The sequence below is a fragment of the Bacillus cereus group sp. MYBK30-2 genome (genome assembly GCF_051915945.1).
Taxonomy (GTDB): domain Bacteria; phylum Bacillota; class Bacilli; order Bacillales; family Bacillaceae_G; genus Bacillus_A; species Bacillus_A paramycoides.
In genome coordinates this window covers 1,288,364-1,308,517 of record NZ_JBQAFR010000001.1, presented here as the reverse complement: position 1 = coordinate 1,308,517, position 20,154 = coordinate 1,288,364, and the positions used below count along the sequence as shown (strand labels likewise).

The following is a 20,154-nucleotide window of genomic DNA, read 5'->3' as shown; positions in this document are numbered from 1 at the left end:
CACTTTTAACATAGCTCCTTTTATGTTAAAAGTGTCAAATCAGTTTACTTAATTATGTATCCAAAGAAATTGTAGAGCTACCTTTTCATATTTATTTTTATATGCTCGCGAATTATAATCTTCGTTAGACTGAATTTTCTCCTCATATTTATCTTCTAAAGTCCGCGCTAATGCTTGAGGAGGGAATATGGCTTTTAGACGTTCATAATTTTCTTTTGTAAACGAATCAATTAGTATTTCGTCTAATGCTTTATATTGGTTTGAAAATACCATTAACAGGTTTTCTGCGCCATTTTCTTGGTCAATCCAGTCTCTGAATTTATTAATGAGTTCTTTTTTATTTCCCCACTCATTCCATACATAAAACAATGGATATGCATTGACACTATATAATTCTAAAAAATTCTGTTTTTTAATTTCTATTTTAATTTTTTCAATCAATTTTGTAGCTATAATTTTTAATTCCTCATGCTCAAACATTTCTTCATTTCCATCATTAAGAGGTTGTAACCATCTAAAAATTTGCCAACAAAAAACTACGGAATTTGAAGATTTTATTGCATTTATAGCATACTTTTTCCTTCTAGCTTTCGGTTGTATTCTTATTAAATCATGAATAAGAATAGATGTTTGTTCTCTTGTATTATACATATTGTTGTTATTAGGAAGGAATTCCCCCAGCCTCCCTAAGCATTCAATAAGCTTTCCTGCTTTTTTTTCATTTAATCTATCTGTACTTATTTTTATTTTTTGTATAAGACTTAGAATTTCTTGTTTCTCTGTCATTTCCTTCATCTCAGAGTATAATACATTAACATCTTCAAATTCTAAACGGTTTAATAAGGAGTTAAATTTAATATCAGAAATTTGTCCATTTTGTACATGGTATACAAAGTACTTTTCAAAGTAATACTTTGAACAAATTCTTTGTTCATCTGCCCATTGTTTTTCCATAGTATTAGAAAAGGAAATATTATAGTGAAATAAATACTGACTAGCAGGAAATAACTCTACTATCAAATCAATAATCGCTTGTTTTTCGGTAGCTGTAAAATTCTCAAAAAGTTTTTCAATTAAGGGATTAAATGTTTCTCTTTGTTTAGTGAAATCCCTATTGTTTTCAGTATGTAAAAAATTTAAAGAATGTTTGTAAATAAACTTATATATATCAGGGGAAAATACTCTCAATCCCTCAATACTTAACAAATCTACAACATTTACCTCATCTTTTAGTAAAGGTACCGAAAATAAAATGGAGTTTTGATATCTTTTAATGGCTCTAATTGTCAAAGGAAACTTTCCAAAATACCTATCCCAAATTATTATCAATCTACTACTTTGATTAGAAGTTAAAGGTATCTCATTTTTATCCAAGGTTTCTTGAATGCCTTCTAATAAAATACTTCGAATGTCCAGCGTATTTGCTGGGGGCAAATGTAACGGAACCTGAATAATCTTTTCTAGAAATGATTGTCCCAAATGATATCCACTGCTGCCATTAGCATACTGGTTTGATAACGCTTCAGTAACTATCTCTTCGTCGAATGCTAGCACATAGGAGATGCTAGGAAAATCAGCTATTAACTTTACTAATTTAAATACTGAATATATATCTTTATTATCTAATCGATCCAAATCATCTATAAGTACAATGATTTTTTTCTTTTCTAACTCAATTTGTTCTGCAATATCTTTTTTAATTTTATTGATATCCGTTTTTTCTGATTTATTATTTAAGAAATCTTTAAAAGAAAAAGTAACTGCACCCATTCTCAAAGTTAGGGATGTAATTTTATGCGAATAAGTCTTAATATTAGATATTAATTTACTCTTTTCCCCTGAGAAATTTTCTTCTACTCCTATAATTAGTGTATTAAAAAATTGTAAAACAAGCTGTTCTTCATTCTCAAAATACCATGGATTAAACGAAATGGTAATTACATCATTCTCTTTTTTTATACGTTGTTTCATTAAATTTAAAACCGATGTTTTACCAGTTCCCCATTTTCCATAAAGACCAATAACAATACTTTCTTTTTCCATTCTAGTATTAATAATATCTGTTAATCTGTCAGTAAAATGGGATCGTTCTAGTTTGTCTTCTGCTGCCACATTTATGGGGGTATCAGGATAAAGTATAGATTTTTCCTGATTTACTTTTTTCTTTTTCTTGTCCCCTATATATCTAACTAAATTTATTACACAATAAATCACCAGCATCACTAGCCATAAAATTTTAGTTGCAGGTATAATAAAATTCCCTGTTGAAACATCAAATTTTGTTAAAAGAAAATAAACAAAGCCGCTTAGAAGTATAGCAATAATCCAATTATCTATTTTGAAAGTGAATATTGGATATTTCATGATCCTGCTAATAAATTTATTCCGTTTTACTGCATATAAAAAGAAGATACCAATTGTAATTATAATTGGTATACAGAACCAATATAAGCTTATTATATTTAATGATATATACTGTTCTATTACCATTATAGAGATAAATTTCTCAAGTAACCCTATTATCAGTAATAATATAGATACTTTAAAAAGAATAACGATGATTTTTTCTATTGCTTTATTTAACATAATAGACGTACATTCTCCCTCCGTCGTTATAAGTGAATTTGATTATTGTATTAATAAAAATTATACTACATGCAAGGGATAAATTAATAATATGAAAAATATATTAAAAGAGCCATCGTTATTAATATAATTATGGATAACTTCTTCTGCTACGTTCTTTTTGTTCTGATTCTCTTGCGTTTTTACGCCACTTTAAATGATCTAAACATGATTATAGTAATTCATTTCTATAATAAATTTCTTCAAGTAACGGGGGCTTTAGTAAAAGAAGAAAGGGTTCTACATATTAGATATGACTAATATGTAGAACCCTTTAGTTTTTCTATCTTTTTTTAAATTAGGTCTTGATAAATTTTGTGTAACCAGCTCTATTATTATTTCGTAGAAATCATTTTTTGGATTTCTTTCATTGGACGGAGCCAGTTTTGAGACATCATTTGTTCCATTTGTTTTTCGTCCTGCTTTTGTAGTGCTTGAATTATAGAGTGATGTTCTTCAATAGATTGACTTGCAGGAACAAAGTTTTGGAAAAACAAATATTCAAGGCGTAAAACGTGAAGTTGCGTATTTTCTAGAAAAGGTTCAATATATGGATTTTTAGCAATAGAAGTAATTGTATTGTGAAATTGAATATCTAGTTCTAAAGCTCGTTTCGAATTTTTTTCATTTATAGATTGTTGAAAATCAGCATTTATAAATGAAAGTTGTTGTATATCAGTTTCTGTAATTCGTTGAAGTGCTTGCTTTCCTATAATAGAGTGAAGACCAGCCATCGTTTCATAAATGATAGATACATCGTCTAACTTAATAGGAGCGATTTTCGTTTTTTGCCCAGGTACCATTTCCACTAATCCAGAAAGCTCTAATATTTGAAGTGCTTCTCTTACAGGTGTTCTGCTTACTCCTAAAGCTTCAGCCAATTCCACATCATTAATTTTTTCATCAGGTTGTAAAACACCTTCAATAATCCAATCTTGTAGTTGATTTAAAACGAGTGATTTTGCTGAAACTCTTCCTGGTTTTTTATAATTTTGAGGAACAGGCATAGGAAATTCAATCCTTTCATTGTATATTTTTCTTTTTCGCATTAACCAGCTTTAATTTCGGTTTTCCTTCATCCGGTTTTTGGCTTAATCTGAGCACCATTACAATGACACAAAAAGCACCTATTAACTGAAAAGATTGAAATGGTACGTGCAAAATAAGCACAGAAGAAATAATAGCTGCGAGCGGTTCTGTGCAACCAAATAATGTTGTTTCTTTCGGAGTAAGGTATCGTATGCTGTCTAAGTATAAATAAAACGCGATAAGTGTTCCGAAAATGACTACAAATATAATAAGGGGGAGGGTATTTAATTTTACGTATTTTGTCGTTGATAATAAAATGAATTCATTTGTGGAAATAAAGTGTAAAATCGTTACACCAATTCCCCCAATGACCATGCCCCATCCAACGATAACGGATGAAGACCACTTTTCTAACAATTCTTTTGAATACAAACTATAAAATGCAAGGGATAGTCCAGATAAAATGCCCCAAATGATAGCTGGTGTAGAAACAGCTAAGTTATGAACAGAACCGTTTGTTAGTAAGAGAAAAGTTCCTACTAATGAGAGGGAAATTGAAATAAAATCAATTTTTGATGGACGAACGTTCCATCTGAAAAGTAAGTATACAGTGATAAATATAGGGGCTAAATATTGTAATAATGTTGCAACGGCAGCATTTCCTTCTTTAATAGAAGCGAAGTACGTGTACTGTACAGCAAGCATGCCTAATAGACCGAACAAAATCATCTTATTTGCATCAGACTTTTGTTTCCAAATGCCGAATATCTCTTTTTTTCTCGTTCCGAATGATGACATAATGAGCAGAATAGCACCGGATATAAGCAAACGAATCGTAACTAACCATTCAGTAGAAACGTTTTCATATTGAAAAAGTTGTTGCGCAGCTGTTCCGGATAAACCCCATAAACAAGCGCCGATTATGACCATTATAATTCCTTTTAATCGATTTGGATCCATAAGGTTTATAGCCCTCCTTTCCGAAAAATATATTGTATACAATATGCAATATATCACAGAACGGATTATTAATAAAATGAAAATTCTAATTAAAAATAAAATTGTTTATTAAGAACGATAATCCCTTTTTGTGTATGGTAAAATTTGTTGAGAGGGTGGTGTTGAAATGTTAGCAGGGTTTTTGATTTGTTTAGTTGTCGGATTACTTATCATATTTTTAGGATATCAAATACACGTGAAAAAGAGATTGTTTCTGTTGGCAGGTTATCAAGAAGAAATGTTTATTGGAGATAAAAATAAATTAGCGAAACTTTCAGGAGTGTTTTCCTATATAGTCGGAGTTGCCACAATAATATTACCGTTTGGCTTAGAAAAAATAGGTGATGTAGTTGGTGCCGTATATGCTGTATTAGTTGTTTTAGGCACAATTGTATTTCTTATTAAAGTAAGTCTGTTAAATAAGAGTACTACAAAGTGAAAAAAGGCTTCATTCTACGGAAGCCTTTTTATTTTTGGTTATGAAGTGTAAGTAAAAGCTGGAATAGGATCAACAAATATATTCCAATCTTGCTTCATTTCTTTTTCTGTTAATAGGCAACGATCTAATGATTGTTCAATAATAGAACGATTCATTTCAATTCCGATAAATACGAGTTCAGTTATTCGATCTCCGTATCGGTCATCCCAGTTTTTCAACACTTCTGGTTCTTCTGTAATCAATTGATTTTTTTCAGCCTCAGGTAATGCTGCAATCCATTCACCAGCACCTTGTATTGTAATAGAGGAACCTGCTTGAGATAGAAGTCCTATCATATTATTGCGAGATGCGAGCCAGAAAAATCCTTTCGCTCTTACAACATCTAAAGGCCATTTTTCTAGCCAATTCATAAGGCGTTCAGGGTGGAAAGGATGTTTACGACGGTACACAAAGGAATTGATACCGTATTCTTCCGTTTCTGGTGTATGGTGTTCACTATTTAACTCTTGAATCCATCCCGCTGATTGACTGGCTTCTTCATAATTAAATAAATTAGTGTTTAAAATTTCTTGTAATGGTACTTGGCTAAATGAAGACTCAATAATTTTTGCACCGGGATTTAATTTCTTTAGTAAATGACGAAGTTCTATCATATCTTCTTTTTCTAGTAAATCAATTTTATTAAGAACAATTACATTTGCAAACTCAATTTGATCTACTAATAAATCAATAACTTCTCGAGTATCATTTTCATCGATTGCCTGTTTACGGTCTAATAAACTTTCTCCATCTGCAAAGTCATCCCAAAATCTATTGGCATCTACAACTGTAACCATCGTATCGAGACGACAATTTCTCGTTAAATCAATGTTAAGAACTTCGTCTGTATAAGTAAACGTTTGGGCAACTGGAATAGGCTCACTTATACCAGAAGATTCAATCACAATATAGTCAATATCACCGTTTTCAACAAGGCGATTCACCTCTATTATTAAATCTTCTCGTAGTGTACAGCAAATACACCCATTTTGAATTTCTACTAATTTTTCCTCCGTACGTGAAAAACCGCCCTTTTTGATAAGAGAAGCGTCAATATTTACTTCACTCATATCATTAACGATAAGAGCTACTTTTAAGTCGCTCTTATTAGTCAAAATATGATGCAGTAAAGTAGTTTTTCCGGCTCCTAAAAACCCACTTAATACAGTAATAGGTATTTTTTTCATTAAATAATCCCTCTTTCTTAAATCGTAATGATTACGTTTTATGATAATTGATGTGAAAGAAAAAATCAACAATAAATCATAATGATTACGATTTAAGAATAGAAATAGACTATAAAATTTGTGTTGTAGTAGTATAGGGCATTTGGACAAGCATACGGTTAAATATAAATAAAATGGAGGCGAGAATGTTGGTATTTAATAGAGTTTCAAAAGAATTAATAGGAATAGCTCTTATTGCTGTTTTTCTCTTTTTATTATTTTTTGTGGATTTTACAAGTCTAGCAAATTTGCACAAAAGTATTCCACAAGAATGGCTGAATGTGAATTCGGTGTTTTTAAGTATTTTTTTTGAAGCAGTACCCTTTATTTTATTAGGGGTAATTGTTTCTTCTCTCATTCAAGTGTTTGTGACAGAAGATATGATTCAAAAAGTAATGCCGAGATCTCCTATTGTTGCGATGATTCCAGCGGTATTTGTCGGGATCGTTTTTCCAATGTGTGAATGTGTTATTATCCCGATTGTAAGAAGACTCATTCAAAAGGGACTACCTCTTCATGTGGGAATTGTCATTTTACTGAGCGCGCCTATTATGAATCCGGTTGTTCTATTATCTACCTTATATGCGTTTCAAAAAAATGATGTCATTGTATATGCTCGTTTTGGTATAACAATTCTTGTTGCACTATTAATAGGTCTAATTGTGTATTATTTCTATCGCGGGAAAAATGTTTTAAAAGATATAGAAATTCCAGTTCAGAAAAGACAAAAAAGGGGCTGGAGGGATGTTGTAAATCACACTGTTGATGAGTTTTTTGATACTGGTAAGTATTTATTAATTGGAGCTTGTTTAGCGAGTGTATTCCAAACATTTTTTGATCGGAATGTACTTGATACAGTAGCACATAACGAAGTGATTTCCCCAATTATTATGATGGGATTTGGCTATGTTTTATCAATTTGTTCAGCAGCCGATGCGTTTATAGCGGCATCATTTGGACATGTTTTCTCAGTAAAAGCGCTTCTCGCATTTCTTGTGTTCGGGCCTATGCTCGATATGAAAAATACGTTAATGCTATTTGCATATTTTCAAAAGAGATTTGTATTCTTTTTGATTGGAATTGTCATTTTATCGGTGTATACCATCTTGCAAATCACAATGTTATAGGAGGTGAGAAAGAATGGAGAAAGAGGAGCAGCAGGCATATCATCGCTATATTCGTGGAATTATTTTAATTGGTTTAGCAATGCTCTTATTTAAACTACTTGTAACAGGAAATATTTATAATTTTATCGCTCCAAAAATGATTAAATTTACGTATATAGCTTTTGTTGTAATTTTATTTCTTGGTTCCTTACAAGTTTGGGGATGTGGCAGAGAGGGACAAGATGAATGTAAGTGTTGTAAGCATCATACGACATCAAAATTAAGAATGAAAAATTATTTTGTATATGTTTTATTGGTTGTTCCAATTATTAGCGCTTTTCTATTTTCAAGTGTAACAATAGACGGAAGTTTAGCGGCAAAAAGGGGCATGAATCAAAGTGCACAGGCGATAAGTATGGAAAAGAACGAAAAAGAGGGAAGACAGGTAAATTCTGATTGGCGAGAAATATTAGTTGAACAAGGTGAAACCTCGAATTTACCAACGACTTATCAATCGGAAGAGCAATTAGCAAAAAGTATGTTAGGGCAGCGCAAAATACAAGTAGAGGATAAGGATTATGTTCAAACAATGAATATAATTGGCCAAGATGTTAATGGGTTTAAAGGGAAAGAAATTACATTCTCAGGGTTTATATATAATGATAAAGATGTGACGGGTAGTAAAGCGGTAGTGGCTCGATACGGCATAACTTGTTGCATTGCGGATGCATCAGTCTGGGGGATGATTGTTACGGGAGAAAATGTTGAAAAAATTCCAGAAGAAACATGGGTGAAAATAACAGGTTTATTAGATAAAACGACATATAAAAGTACACTCTTTCCACTTGTAAAAGTAAGCAAAGTGGAGAAAATTAATAAGCCAACAGATCCATATGTATATGATGCTTTACCTCAATAAGAAAGAATTAGTTCTTTATATTTTCATGAAATAGAATCATAATCGCGACGACAAAAAAATAAAGATAAGAGTAATTTGGTTTGTTAAAAATATGTGTATAAGGAGATATGAGATGAACTGGATTACTCATAAACCATCGTTTGAATTTGATAATTTTAGTCATATTATTCGATCGCAATCTGCGTGGAGTGGACATTTAGATCTCGCATATGATTTAGTACGATTTGAATAGCCAGAAACTTTAGTTGAGTTAGGCACACATTTAGGTGCTTCCTTTTTTAGTTTTTGCCAGGGGGTAAAAGACGGAGGATTATTTCCAAAAGGCTGTAGTGAAAAATTTTCGGAGATACTTAAAAATAAAGAAGAAATACAAAATAGATATAAATAAAAGAGGGGCATGCATCTGTTAAATGATGCGTGCTCTTTTTGTTATGGGGAAATATAGTACTACATATGGGTTGAAGGCAGTAGTAAAAAGTTATTATTTGGTAATTATTTCTAAATAAATAAAAATACAACATTTTTTATATTTTTCATTGCGAAAAGAGCCATCTACTTTTACAATAGAAAGGGTTGTGAATATATTATACTGGAAAAATAAATCGAAATAATATGAAAATTTTGTTTTGTCTTCGCTAATTGTATACTACATACACGTGAGACTGCATACATCATGTTATCGACTTGTAAGGAGAGAAAAAAATGAAAAGTGTAAGATTACCATCGATGCTAGAAATTATTATTCTTTTATTCCTATTTCTTGCTGTCGTCTTTTCCTTCCAAACGATTTTTGATCTCCCAATTCAATTAGCGCTATTTATTTCATGGTTTTTAGTTATTGCGCTTGGATTAAGATTAGGATTTCGTTATCAAGAATTGCAAGATGCAATTACGAAAGGGATTTCTAATGGATTAGAAGCAATTCTTATTTTAGTTGCAGTTGGGGCTTTAATTGGAACGTGGATTGCTGGTGGGGTTGTACCTACTTTAATTTATTATGGATTAGAATTCATTCACCCTAGCATATTCTTATTGGCAACTTTAATTATTTGTTCAATTACGTCTATCGCGACAGGAACATCATGGGGAACGGTTGGAACAGCGGGTATTGCTATGATGGCGATTGGTGAAGGGCTTGGATTACCACTTCCGCTTGTAGCTGGTGCAGTCCTTTCAGGAGCTTATTTCGGGGATAAATTATCACCACTTTCTGATAGTACAGTTCTTGCAGCTTCTATGGCGAAAGTAGATGTTATTGCTCACGTTCGAGCTATGCTCGTATTAGACGTTCCGGCGTATATTATTACCAGTATTATGTTTACTGTTGCTGGATGGATGTATGGCGGTGATAATGTAGATTTAAATAGAGTAGAGTTTTTAAAAGAAGCTTTATTAAAGCAATTTGATATTAAAATATGGATGCTTGTTCCAGCGGTAATCGTTATTGTGCTATTGGCGATGAAGAAACCATCTATGCCAACAATTGCTATGGGAGCATTAATTGGTGCAATTTGGGCAACTCTTTTCCAAGGAATGCACTTTGGAGAGGCAATTGGAACAGCATATAACGGATTCTCAATTCAATCTGGTGTTGAGTTTGTCGATAAGTTATTAAACCGTGGTGGAATTAATGGTATGCTTGGTTCAGTAGCCGTTATTATTTTCGGCTTAGGTTTTGGTGGATTACTTGAAAAGCTAGGTGTTTTAAAAGTAATCGTATCGAAATTTGAGAAGAAATTGAATTCTGCAGGTAATGTAACATTGTCTACTTTAATCGTTGCGTTTTTAGCTAACATATTTGGTTGTGCGATGTACGTATCACTTATTTTAACACCAAAAATTATGGAAGATAGCTATGACAAATTAAAAATAGACCGCCGCGTATTAGCGCGTAATTCAGAAGTAGGTGGAACGTTAACTTCTGGTATGGTTCCGTGGTCTGATAATGGTATTTTTATGGCTGGTATTTTAGGTGTCGCAACGTTCTCATACGTTCCGTTTATGTGGCTAAGTTTCGTATCACTTATTTTAGCAGTTATTTACGGATATACAGGCAAGTTTATTTGGTATGTAGATGACGTTGAAAAAGGAAAGCAAGTATCGTAAAAAAATACCTTCTGCCATCGCAGGAGGTATTTTTTTTATGTATGGATGAGAATTCTTATCATTCAAACGAAAGTCTGTTAAAATAAGAAATGTAAGTATTTTATTTTCAAGGGGATGAAAAAATGGAGTACAGAATTGAAAGAGATACATTAGGAGAAATGAAAGTTCCAGCTGATAAATTATGGGCAGCACAAACGCAACGTAGTAAGGAAAATTTTCCAATTGGAACAGAGCATATGCCGCTTGAAATTGTAAAAGCATTTGCGATTTTAAAGAAGAGTGCAGCGCTTAGTAATCAAAAATTAGGGAAGTTATCAGAAGAGAAAGCGCAAGCAATTGTGGAAGCTGCTGATGAAGTTATCGTAGGGAAATGGAATGAACATTTTCCACTTGTAGTCTGGCAAACAGGTAGTGGTACACAATCGAATATGAATGTGAATGAAGTAATTGCAAATCGTGGAAATCAAATTTTGAAAGAAAAGGGATCTGACGTACATATTCATCCGAATGATGATGTGAATATGTCTCAAAGTTCAAATGATACATTCCCAACGGCGCTTCATGTAGCGTGTGTAATTGCGGTAGAAAATCATGTATTACCAGCTATTACGAAATTAAAAGAAACGTTAGCAGAAAAAGTAACTGCATTTGAACATATTATTAAAATTGGTCGTACGCATTTACAAGACGCAACACCGTTAACGTTAGGGCAAGAAATTAGCGGTTGGCACCGTATGCTTGAAAAAACAGAGCGTATGATTGCAGATAGCAATACATATATGAAAGAATTAGCAATTGGTGGTACGGCAGTTGGAACAGGAATTAATGCGCATCCTAAATTTGGCGAGATGGTAGCAGCAGAAATTAGTCAATTTACAGGTAAACAATTTGTGTCTGCATCAAATAAGTTTCATGCGCTAACGAGTCATGATGAAGTTGTATTTACACATGGAGCATTAAAAGCATTAGCGGCTGATTTAATGAAGATTGCTAACGATGTGCGCTGGCTTGCAAGTGGTCCACGTAGTGGTCTTGGGGAAATTACTATTCCTGCAAACGAGCCAGGAAGCTCTATTATGCCAGGTAAAGTAAATCCAACGCAAAGTGAAGCGTTAACAATGGTTGTCGCACAAGTTATGGGGAATGACGCAACAATCGGATTTGCTGCGAGCCAAGGTAACTTTGAGTTAAATGTATTTAAACCAGTTATTGCTTATAACTTCTTGCAATCTGCTCATTTATTAGCTGATGCGATTGTTTCATTCAATGACAAATGTGCAGTTGGTATTGAAGCAGATGAAGAAGTAATTAATGAAAATGTAAATCGTTCATTGATGCTTGTAACAGCGCTAAACCCACATATCGGATATGAAAATGCAGCGAAAATTGCAAAGCATGCTCATAAAGATGGATTAACTTTGAAAGAAGCAGCACTGCAATCGGGATTACTAACAGAAGAGCAATTTGATGAAATTGTAGATCCGAAAAAAATGATTGCTCCGAAAGAATAATGGAAGAGGCCAAGGTTCTTAGTTTAGAATCTTGGCATTTTTTATTGTATTTCAGTTTTTAATTGCTTGCGGAAAGGTAAATACGTTTAGTGGGTCATATTTTTTATTTATTTTTCTTAATTTGTTTGCATGTGTTCCGTAGTAAGCAGTCATGTAATCTTGTAAACGACTGTACGGAAAGTTGACAAATGAGCCTTCTGTTATGGATTCTATATGTTCAAATCGTTTTTCAAACCATTGTACATTATCTTTTTTAAAGATTGGATCTTCCCATATAGATTGAAGCCCGATAATATAATAGGCATCTCGGTAATAAAAAGCAGTTTCATCTTTATTTATGTCTTTTACTTTCCCCCCTAGCGGATAGAGGTTTATCGCTGCAAAAACACTGCCGGTCGCTCTTTTTTGAATAAGACTAATGATTTGTTCTATTTCTTCCTCATTATATTGTTTCTGCACGAATCGTGCTGTAGATTTAAATTGTTCAGAGGGTGGATATGAAGACTGTACGATTTCCATTGCCTCGAGAAAGCTAATATATTGTAAATTTGTTGTTACACCGTCTATATGAAGTAAATCTTGTAAAATGATATTAGCATCTTCTGGTGTCCCGTAAAATAAACCTCGTCCATATATTGCTAGTCCTTCTGTAGCTGAATTATATATACTTGCACCAATAGTCATCTTATTATTTAAATCTACTAACCAATTTTGCCATACATGAAGAAATTCCTTTTGGATGTTTACTGAAGCATTTGGCCAATATAGTTCAACTAAAGTAACTTTATCAACTTTTGGAGGGAGCTTAAAAGTTAGCGAAACGACAATGCCAAAGTTTCCGCCACCCGCGCCGCGGCAAGCCCAAAATAAATCTTTATGGCAAGATTCATTAGCTGTAATTAAGCTACCTGTATAGTCAATCAATTCTAGCTCAATTAAATTGTCGCAGCCAAGGCCGAAATATCTACTAGAGTAGCCCCAACCGCCGCCTAACGTATATCCACTTACTCCAACAGTTGGACAAGTTCCTCCTGGAAATGGGTAACCTTTTGAAGAAATAAAGTCATAGACTTGCTTATTTTGAGCACCTCCTTGAATTTTTATTGTATTTTTATCTTGATTAAACTGGATGCAGTTCATTCTACTTATATCGATTACAAGGACGTTGTTGCCGATAGAATACCCTTCGTAATGGTGCCCGCCAGACCGAATGCGAATAGCAATTTCATTTTCTCTTGCCCAAATAATTGCATTACTAACATCCCATTTTGTATAGCAATAAACAATAGCTAAAGGGAATTTTTGAACAGCACGATTCCATTCTTGTCTAGCTTCTTCATATTCATAATCATATCGTGTAATAATTTCACCTGTTAATCCTTCATAACTTAACTCATACATGATAAGCACCTTTCATTCGTTTAGAGTAAGAGTTCGCTTTTTTAGAAATAGTGTATGTTCGTATTGTTTGTTGGTGATGGAAAGATAGAGATATCTTTTTGGAATAAAAATAGGCTAACTTAGAAATTAGTTAGCCTGAGCGATTAATATGTAAATAGTATGAATTAGTGGGGGATCAATCGATTACTTTCATATGTGGGCAGTTCTCTTTTAAGTATGAAATGAATTGTTCCTCTTCTTGCGGTACAAAAGATGTTACTGAATCGAATAGATTATAATAAATTTCTAATTGTTGTCTTGTCCATTTTTCGGAATAAAGTTTTTTACCAGAGTATTTAATGTGACGTATATCTTCAAACGGAATTTCAGTGCGGAGAATGAACCCATGTTTAATAACAAGAGAAGATTGCGTTATTTTGTAATGAGAAAAATAGAAAGAAGAGAGATTCACGATATTTAAGAGCATCATGAGTGTGAAAAAAATTGAATTCTCATTTTGAAAGAAAAGAGAAATAAAAAAAACAACTATAAACAATGAAATTAAAATGATATGAAATGGATTTTTTTTTGCTTTAAATTTCAAGTAAATCACCTCGGTATACCAGTTATTAAAATAATTAAATCACAATATAATAATGAAACGTAAAAATATGCAATATTGCATATTTTTACGTTTCATTATTCGTGTAAACTTTTTTGATGGGATAAATTTAAATGAAGTTTTTCAACAGTGGAGTTGCATAAAATGACTTGCAGAAAAAGAGTTAAAGTAATAGTCATAATTAGTTGTACGATAATCATTAGTGGTTGTTCAAATAGATTTGTTGAGGATGAAAATGGAAAACATGTATTTGTACAAGCGAGTAAAGTTTTAGTAGAGGTTGTTTATAAAATATATAAGAGGTAAAAAGGTGTTTCCGCATATGGAAATACCTTTTTTGTAGTTAAAATTGAGTGCTGGAAGGATCTTGAATAGTAGTCATGTTTTGTTTCACATTCCATAATAATTAGTTTGTAAAATACATTCGCTTTTCGGTGTGATAAGTCCTTTTTGTATCTTTGAATAGATATTTCTATAAAAGTTTATAAAATAGGTAAACGGAATGTTGAAATGTTTATTTTCATTGTGTTAAGATGATGAAGTGATAATAAACGATATTATAATTTGTTTGTTTTTAAATAAACCTTTTGGAGGAATGTTTAGTATGGGTGATATTTCAGAGAAGTTTTGGGATGCGTCGGTAGGGGAATTGAAGAAAGGGTATGTGTTTGATACGGAAGCAGAAGAATATATTTGCTTAGCTTGCGGAGAGACATTTATAAAAGGGGTTATTTATCAAGATAATCAAGTTTTGTATGAAGCAGAGAAGTTTGTACAGTTGCATATTCAAAACGAGCATACGTCTATGTTTGATTATTTATTAAATCTAGATAAGAAGTTTACAGGTTTAACCGATTTGCAAAAGAAAATGGTTCAATTCTTCCATATGGGACTTAATGATAAAGAAATTGTAAAAGAGATGGATGGTGGGAGCACATCAACAATCCGTAATCATAGATTTACATTACGGGAGAAGATGAAGCAAGCAAAAGTATTTTTAGCATTAATGGAATTATCAGAAGAAAAATCAAAAGTTCAATCTAAATTTGTTCCGATTCATAGAACAGCTACGATGGTAGACGATCGCTACAATATTACAGAAGAAGAAAATGATGAAGTGTTAAAAGCGCATTTTATAGAAGGATTAGATGGACCACTGTCTAAATTTCCTAAAAAGCAAAAACGTAAATTAATTATATTGCGTCATTTAGTGAGAAAGTTTGATAGTAATAAAAAGTATACTGAAAAAGAAGTAAATGCAGTCTTAGAAAATGTATATCCGGATTTTGTGACTTTAAGAAGATATTTAATTGAATATGGTTTTATAGATAGAACAGCTGATGGAAGCCAATATTGGGTGAAATTATAAGAAATAGAGAAGGAAAATGAATAGAAGCACATAATTAAAACAACTATACAAAGAGATAAAAGTTAAAGAGAGTGTATGAAGTGATTAGTAAGAGTAGGATTTGAAGTGTTAGAGGTTAGTATTTTAATGAGTAGACAGAATTGAAAAATTTGAAGAGAAATGGTTGGTGCAATTTCAACCATGTGGAGCACGGATATGGCCGTGTGATCTCGAATTAAAAGGAGAAATGAAATTTGAAACCACCTACAGATAACAATAAAGAAGGTGTAGAGTCACAGAAGTCAGAAAAGGAAAATAAACCGATATGGAAATCGATGTCCATGTTTTTAGTTCCGTTACTATTAAGTAATGTATTACAATCAGTAGGACAATTATTTGGTATGGTAGTAGTAGGAAGATGGCTTGGTGTAAATGATTTAGCAGCTATATCGGCATTCTTCCCGTTATTTTTCCTACTCGTTTCATTTGTAATTGGAATTGGTTCTGGTAGTTCTATTTTAATCGGTCAGGCGTTTGGTGCTAAAAATGAAGAACGTTTAAAAGCTATCGTTGGTACGACGCTTACGTTTACTTTTATTATCGGAGTCGTATTGGCGATAGTAGGAAGTGTGTTTGCACTGGATATTATGCGCATTATGGGAACACCAGAAAATATTATTGATATAAGTGTGCATTATGCGCGTATTTTATTTATATCTATGCCAGTTTTATTTTTATATTTTGCGTATACAACTTTTATGCGAGGGACGGGAGATTCCAAAACACCATTTTACTTTTTAATAGTTAGTACAGCACTAAATATGTTATTATTACCGATCCTTATTTTTGGTTGGTTAGGACTTCCGAAATTAGATGTTTACGGAGCAGCCTATGCTTCGGTTATATCTACAGTAATTACTTTTATTGTCATGCTAATGTATTTAAAGAAGAAAAATCATCCACTACAATTAGATAGGACAGTAAGAAAATATCTTCGTATGGACTGGGAGTTATTAAAGTTATTGTTATGCCTCGGTATTCCAGCGAGTATTAATATGATATTAGTTTCATTATCAGAAATCGCGGTAATCGCATTTGTAAACCGATATGGTTCAGATGCAACAGCGGCGTATGGCGTTGTGAACCAAGTTGCAAGTTATGTACAAATGCCAGCGGTTAGCCTCGGTATTACAGTATCAATTTTTGCAGCGCAATCAATTGGTGCGAACCAATTTGGTCGATTGCAGAAAGTTGTTAAGGCCGGAATTATTATGAATTACATCATTGGCGGTGTATTAATATCTCTTATTTATTTGTTCTCAAGAGATATTCTAGCACTATTTTTAACGAGTCCAAATACAATTGAAATTGCTCATAGCCTAATCATGATTACATTATGGAGTTACTTAATTTTCGGTCATGCACAAATTATTAGTGCGACAATGCGAGCAAGTGGTACAGTACTATGGCCAACTGTAATCGGTGTTGTATCAATTTGGCTTGTTGAAGTACCTGTGGCGTATTATCTTTCTTACCATACGAGCCTTGGCATAGAAGGGATATGGATTGGGTATCCGGCTGCATTCATCGTCAGCTTAATATTACAGTATGCATATTATAAGCTTTCATGGCAGAAGAAACGAATTACACGATTAGTAAGTTAGAAGATGAAAATGAGGTGATGCCCTTTTGATTTCGTGCAATAGTAAATGGAATTATATCAATAATTTTTCGAATATATCTATCATAACTTGCAATATATCGGCAATTAGACAAAGTATATCGCTTTACCAACAAATACTGACAATAGTAACAAGGCTATAAAAAGAAGAGGCGGTGCCAAAATATCATTTGGCACCGCCTCATTTTTTGTTAGTAAATGTCTATAAATAACTTTTCAAAGTTATGTCAAAATGTTGTCTAATGAGTTTTCCATTATTCATATAAAACTCCCAAGCTTTCTCTGGTTCACCGATAATTTCAAATGAATCTTCTGTAATATATAAAGCGCAATTATCTTCTAATGCAATGCCCTCTATATGACCTTGGTGAGTTTGTAAAAACGTATGGAAGGCATTCATTCTATTTAATTGATTGTAATGGGGGCAAAATCTTTTGTTAACAATACTCCAGCCACTACTTTCTATATAACCAGAACCTTCATAATCTGAACGGATGCTAGATGTGAACCAGCACATAGCACCGGCACTACATCCTGCAATAAGTGTTCCATGTTGTAAAGCAAATAGTAACTTTTCATCTAGTTTATGTTCTTTCCATTGTTCCAGCATTTGAACGTAATTCCCACCGCCAAGATAAATTAAATCGGCAGAATGAATCATCTCATCTATTTCGTATTTAGTAGGTGTTTCGTTTATAATACGTAAAATTTGAACTTCACAATGTAATTGCTTTTCAAACGTTTCTAAAAATAATTTTATATAGTTTTCATCATCATGACTAGCTGTTGGAATAAATAATACTTTTGGGTATTGTTTATTTGTTAATTTTATAAGTCGTTCATTAATATGCAAGTGATTTGAATCTTGTAAATCACCGCCACCAATGACAGCTAATTTCATAGGAAAGCACCACCTAATAATATTTGTTATGTAAAAATTCGATAGCGGGGAGTTACATTCCTTCTGTGATTTAATGAATTAACAAGTGGAATGAATAATAAAAAATACAGTTTAAAATATATTGAAATAGTAAGGGCTGTCGGTAGCTGTAGATAGCAAGGGATTAGAAGCAGTTTATTGATATATAATACTGGATACTATCGTTTCAAAGTATGGAAGTAATATGGTTAAATGAATATAACGACGTATTAATTAATATTGAATGAGTTTTTATAGTTAAAAGGTGCGGGGAATACCAGAGAATTTACAAAAGTGGCTTTTACTTTTTATAGGAACTTATTTTATAATATGGTAAAGTTATATCAATATATTTATTTGGTATGAAATGAAAAGAGGGAGCGTGAAAAAGTGGATTTTCGATTTGAATTTACAACAAAACTGAGAGAATATTTAGATGATGAGAAGGATGAAAAAATAATAAAGGATGGACACAGAGATATAATTTTTCAGTATTTATATCCTTTAGAGAGTGAAATTGGCTTTGTTAAAAATCCTAATTTTACTTTTTTGGCATCAGGAAGACGTTCACATATAGTATTAGAAAATATTGAATTTAAAACAGAAGTAAATGTAGAAAGTAATGTAATTGAAATTACAAAAATAGTGGATAACGTCGTTATTCCATTGGATACTATCGTAGCAAAGGATCGGGAATTATTTGCACTAGGGCGTAATGAAAAATTTAGTGTGCAAATATTAGAATATTATCTCTTTGAGACATTTGGTAAGAAGTTAGGTTTACAATAACAACTATGTTGGCAGAAGATTAAGGTTTACAATGAACCTAACACGGTACAGGCTAATAATTAGTGGAAATTGGTAAAAAGCTAATTAAAAGTATCGTTTTACATCATTCATGTTTGACCTTTTATTTATTTCGTACTACAATCTGTAGTGTGAAAGGAGTTATAATATGTTTACTCAAAACTACAAGTTAAATGAGCAAGGATTAAATCACTTTTTCGGACCGCTTGAAGCGAAAATTATGGAAATTGTTTGGTCTACTCAAGGTATTACTATTAAAGAAGTACAGCAAAAATTAAGTGAAGAATCCCCGGTGAATTTTAATACTGTAATGACAGTTATGAACAGATTAGTAGAGAAAGCACATTTAGAAAAACATATTGTGAAAAGAAGTGGTATATATCGTGCTGCACAAACGAAAAAAGAATTTTTATCTAATCAAACGAAGAAAATGACACAGGAATTAATGGGTGAATTTGGAGATCTTGTTGTGAACCATATGATAGATGAGTTAGAGCAAGCTGATCCGTCTTTAATAAAAAGGTTAGAAGAGAAATTAAATCAGCTAAAAAAAGAGGACCGATAACATGAAGTGGCAAATGCGTAAAATCGTTTTGTTAGCAGTGAGTATTAGTGTTCTTTTTTTTAGTATGTTAGTATACTACGTCACATACCCATTTCTTTTTCAAAATAAAGCATTTTTTCTTTCACAGTTTTGTTTATTTGAATTGCAAAAGCATATGAGGGAACTATCAATACTCCGCATTATGATGGCTGGATTACTGTTATTTACTGTATTCATTATAAGTAAAAGAATTTGGAAGCAGTTTTTTTATAGTAAAAGATTGAAGAAAAATCTCGTGTCTATTACAAGAAAAGGAAAGCGAGTATACGTATTATCGACGTTACAGATTACAGCATTTACAATTGGGTTATTTCGACCGAAAATTGTAATTTCAGAAGGGATGTTTCAGTCGTTTTCAGAGGAAGAAGTTGATGCGATTGTTTTACATGAGGAGTATCATCAAAAAAATCGAGATCCATTAAAATTATTTTTCTTTACACTGTTAGCAGAAGGAATGATGTATATTCCTATATTAAAAGGGATGCTACAGCGTTATCATGTGTATCAAGAGCTATCAGCTGATAAATATGCGATGCAAAAAATGAAATCTTCATTCGAGCTAGGTAGTGCGTTATTAAAATTAATTAAAATAAAGACGATGGAAAATAAATGTATTACAGCTTCATTTGCGAAAACCGCAATTAATTTACGGATCGAGCAAGTGTTGAATGAAAAAGTTGTTAAGCTCAATATACCATTACATACAAATTCAGTATATGTTACGTTAGGGCTATTTTGTATGTCGATTGTACTTATTGTCGGAGAGTGCATATAGCCTCTTTTTTTACTTGTTA

At 32.5% G+C, this 20,154-nt stretch carries 17 protein-coding genes and 1 pseudogene; 11 read left to right on the top strand and 7 right to left on the bottom strand.

Annotated elements, in window-relative coordinates; translation table 11 throughout:
• Positions 1-48: 48 nt before the first annotated feature.
• The 3 genes from ACTFQM_RS06765 to ACTFQM_RS06755 form a co-directional block, all read right to left on the bottom strand.
• Positions 49-2,586: a KAP family P-loop NTPase fold protein gene (locus ACTFQM_RS06765; RefSeq protein WP_440033848.1), complete on the bottom strand. Its 2,538-nt coding sequence runs from the start codon at positions 2,584-2,586 to the stop codon at positions 49-51.
• 374 nt (positions 2,587-2,960) lie between these two features.
• The gene (locus ACTFQM_RS06760) at positions 2,961-3,632 is read right to left on the bottom strand and encodes a GntR family transcriptional regulator (RefSeq protein WP_071721031.1); all 672 of its coding nucleotides are present in this window, start codon (positions 3,630-3,632) and stop codon (positions 2,961-2,963) included.
• Between the two features lie 16 nt (positions 3,633-3,648).
• A complete protein-coding gene (locus ACTFQM_RS06755; RefSeq protein ID WP_440033847.1) occupies positions 3,649-4,614 on the bottom strand; it encodes a DMT family transporter in 966 nt (321 codons plus the stop codon).
• 166 nt (positions 4,615-4,780) lie between these two features.
• Here ACTFQM_RS06755 and ACTFQM_RS06750 point away from each other — a divergent pair, with 166 nt between their 5' ends.
• Positions 4,781-5,092: a DUF3784 domain-containing protein gene (locus ACTFQM_RS06750; protein ID WP_071720797.1), complete on the top strand. Its 312-nt coding sequence runs from the start codon at positions 4,781-4,783 to the stop codon at positions 5,090-5,092.
• Between the two features lie 38 nt (positions 5,093-5,130).
• On the opposite strand, the gene ACTFQM_RS06745 is transcribed toward ACTFQM_RS06750, so the two are convergent.
• Entirely contained in the window at positions 5,131-6,318 is a 1,188-nt protein-coding gene (locus ACTFQM_RS06745) for a GTP-binding protein (protein ID WP_440033846.1), read from the bottom strand.
• A gap of 173 nt (positions 6,319-6,491) precedes the next feature.
• On the opposite strand from ACTFQM_RS06745, the gene ACTFQM_RS06740 reads away from it, so the two are divergent.
• The 5 genes and pseudogenes from ACTFQM_RS06740 to fumC all read left to right on the top strand — a co-directional run bounded on the left by ACTFQM_RS06740 (position 6,492) and on the right by fumC (position 11,999).
• A complete protein-coding gene (locus ACTFQM_RS06740; protein WP_400485895.1) occupies positions 6,492-7,484 on the top strand; it encodes a permease in 993 nt (330 codons plus the stop codon).
• Between the two features lie 13 nt (positions 7,485-7,497).
• A complete protein-coding gene (locus ACTFQM_RS06735) occupies positions 7,498-8,382 on the top strand; it encodes a TIGR03943 family putative permease subunit (protein WP_440033845.1) in 885 nt (294 codons plus the stop codon).
• Between the two features lie 112 nt (positions 8,383-8,494).
• A pseudogene (locus ACTFQM_RS06730) lies at positions 8,495-8,704 on the top strand (class I SAM-dependent methyltransferase); the annotation flags it as partial.
• A 380-nt stretch (positions 8,705-9,084) separates the two neighbouring features.
• Complete coding sequence (nhaC, locus tag ACTFQM_RS06725) at positions 9,085-10,488, top strand: Na+/H+ antiporter NhaC (RefSeq protein WP_071720794.1); 1,404 nt, start codon at positions 9,085-9,087, stop codon at positions 10,486-10,488.
• 122 nt (positions 10,489-10,610) lie between these two features.
• Positions 10,611-11,999, top strand: a complete 1,389-nt coding sequence (gene fumC / locus ACTFQM_RS06720; RefSeq protein WP_098473079.1) for a class II fumarate hydratase — start codon at positions 10,611-10,613, stop codon at positions 11,997-11,999.
• Between the two features lie 51 nt (positions 12,000-12,050).
• Here fumC and ACTFQM_RS06715 read toward each other — a convergent pair whose 3' ends face one another.
• Positions 12,051-13,400 carry an FAD-binding protein gene (locus ACTFQM_RS06715; protein ID WP_440033844.1) on the bottom strand — a complete coding sequence of 450 codons (1,350 nt, stop codon included), beginning with the start codon at positions 13,398-13,400 and terminating at the stop codon, positions 12,051-12,053.
• A gap of 175 nt (positions 13,401-13,575) precedes the next feature.
• Positions 13,576-13,992 (bottom strand): PH domain-containing protein, encoded by a 417-nt coding sequence (locus ACTFQM_RS06710; protein WP_116500485.1) that lies wholly within the window; start codon positions 13,990-13,992, stop codon positions 13,576-13,578.
• Between the two features lie 613 nt (positions 13,993-14,605).
• Between ACTFQM_RS06710 and ACTFQM_RS06705 the strand changes: the two genes are divergently transcribed.
• Together ACTFQM_RS06705 and ACTFQM_RS06700 are read left to right on the top strand one after the other, a co-directional pair.
• Entirely contained in the window at positions 14,606-15,370 is a 765-nt protein-coding gene (locus ACTFQM_RS06705) for a DUF2087 domain-containing protein (RefSeq protein WP_025148979.1), read from the top strand.
• Positions 15,371-15,603: 233 nt separating this feature from the next.
• The gene (locus ACTFQM_RS06700; protein WP_440033843.1) at positions 15,604-17,013 is read left to right on the top strand and encodes an MATE family efflux transporter; all 1,410 of its coding nucleotides are present in this window, start codon (positions 15,604-15,606) and stop codon (positions 17,011-17,013) included.
• Between the two features lie 219 nt (positions 17,014-17,232).
• Here the strand turns inward: ACTFQM_RS06700 and ACTFQM_RS06695 are convergent, their stop codons facing one another.
• Positions 17,233-17,931 carry a peptidase E gene (locus ACTFQM_RS06695; RefSeq protein ID WP_440033842.1) on the bottom strand — a complete coding sequence of 233 codons (699 nt, stop codon included), beginning with the start codon at positions 17,929-17,931 and terminating at the stop codon, positions 17,233-17,235.
• 408 nt (positions 17,932-18,339) lie between these two features.
• Here ACTFQM_RS06695 and ACTFQM_RS06690 point away from each other — a divergent pair, with 408 nt between their 5' ends.
• From ACTFQM_RS06690 to ACTFQM_RS06680, 3 genes are all read left to right on the top strand, one after another.
• Positions 18,340-18,738, top strand: a complete 399-nt coding sequence (locus tag ACTFQM_RS06690; protein WP_440033841.1) for a DUF3942 family protein — start codon at positions 18,340-18,342, stop codon at positions 18,736-18,738.
• Between the two features lie 166 nt (positions 18,739-18,904).
• Positions 18,905-19,321, top strand: a complete 417-nt coding sequence (locus tag ACTFQM_RS06685) for a BlaI/MecI/CopY family transcriptional regulator (RefSeq protein ID WP_048373406.1) — start codon at positions 18,905-18,907, stop codon at positions 19,319-19,321.
• Between the two features lies 1 nt (position 19,322).
• Positions 19,323-20,135, top strand: coding sequence for a M56 family metallopeptidase (locus ACTFQM_RS06680; protein WP_440033840.1), 813 nt, complete (start codon positions 19,323-19,325; stop codon positions 20,133-20,135).
• Positions 20,136-20,154 lie beyond the last annotated feature (19 nt).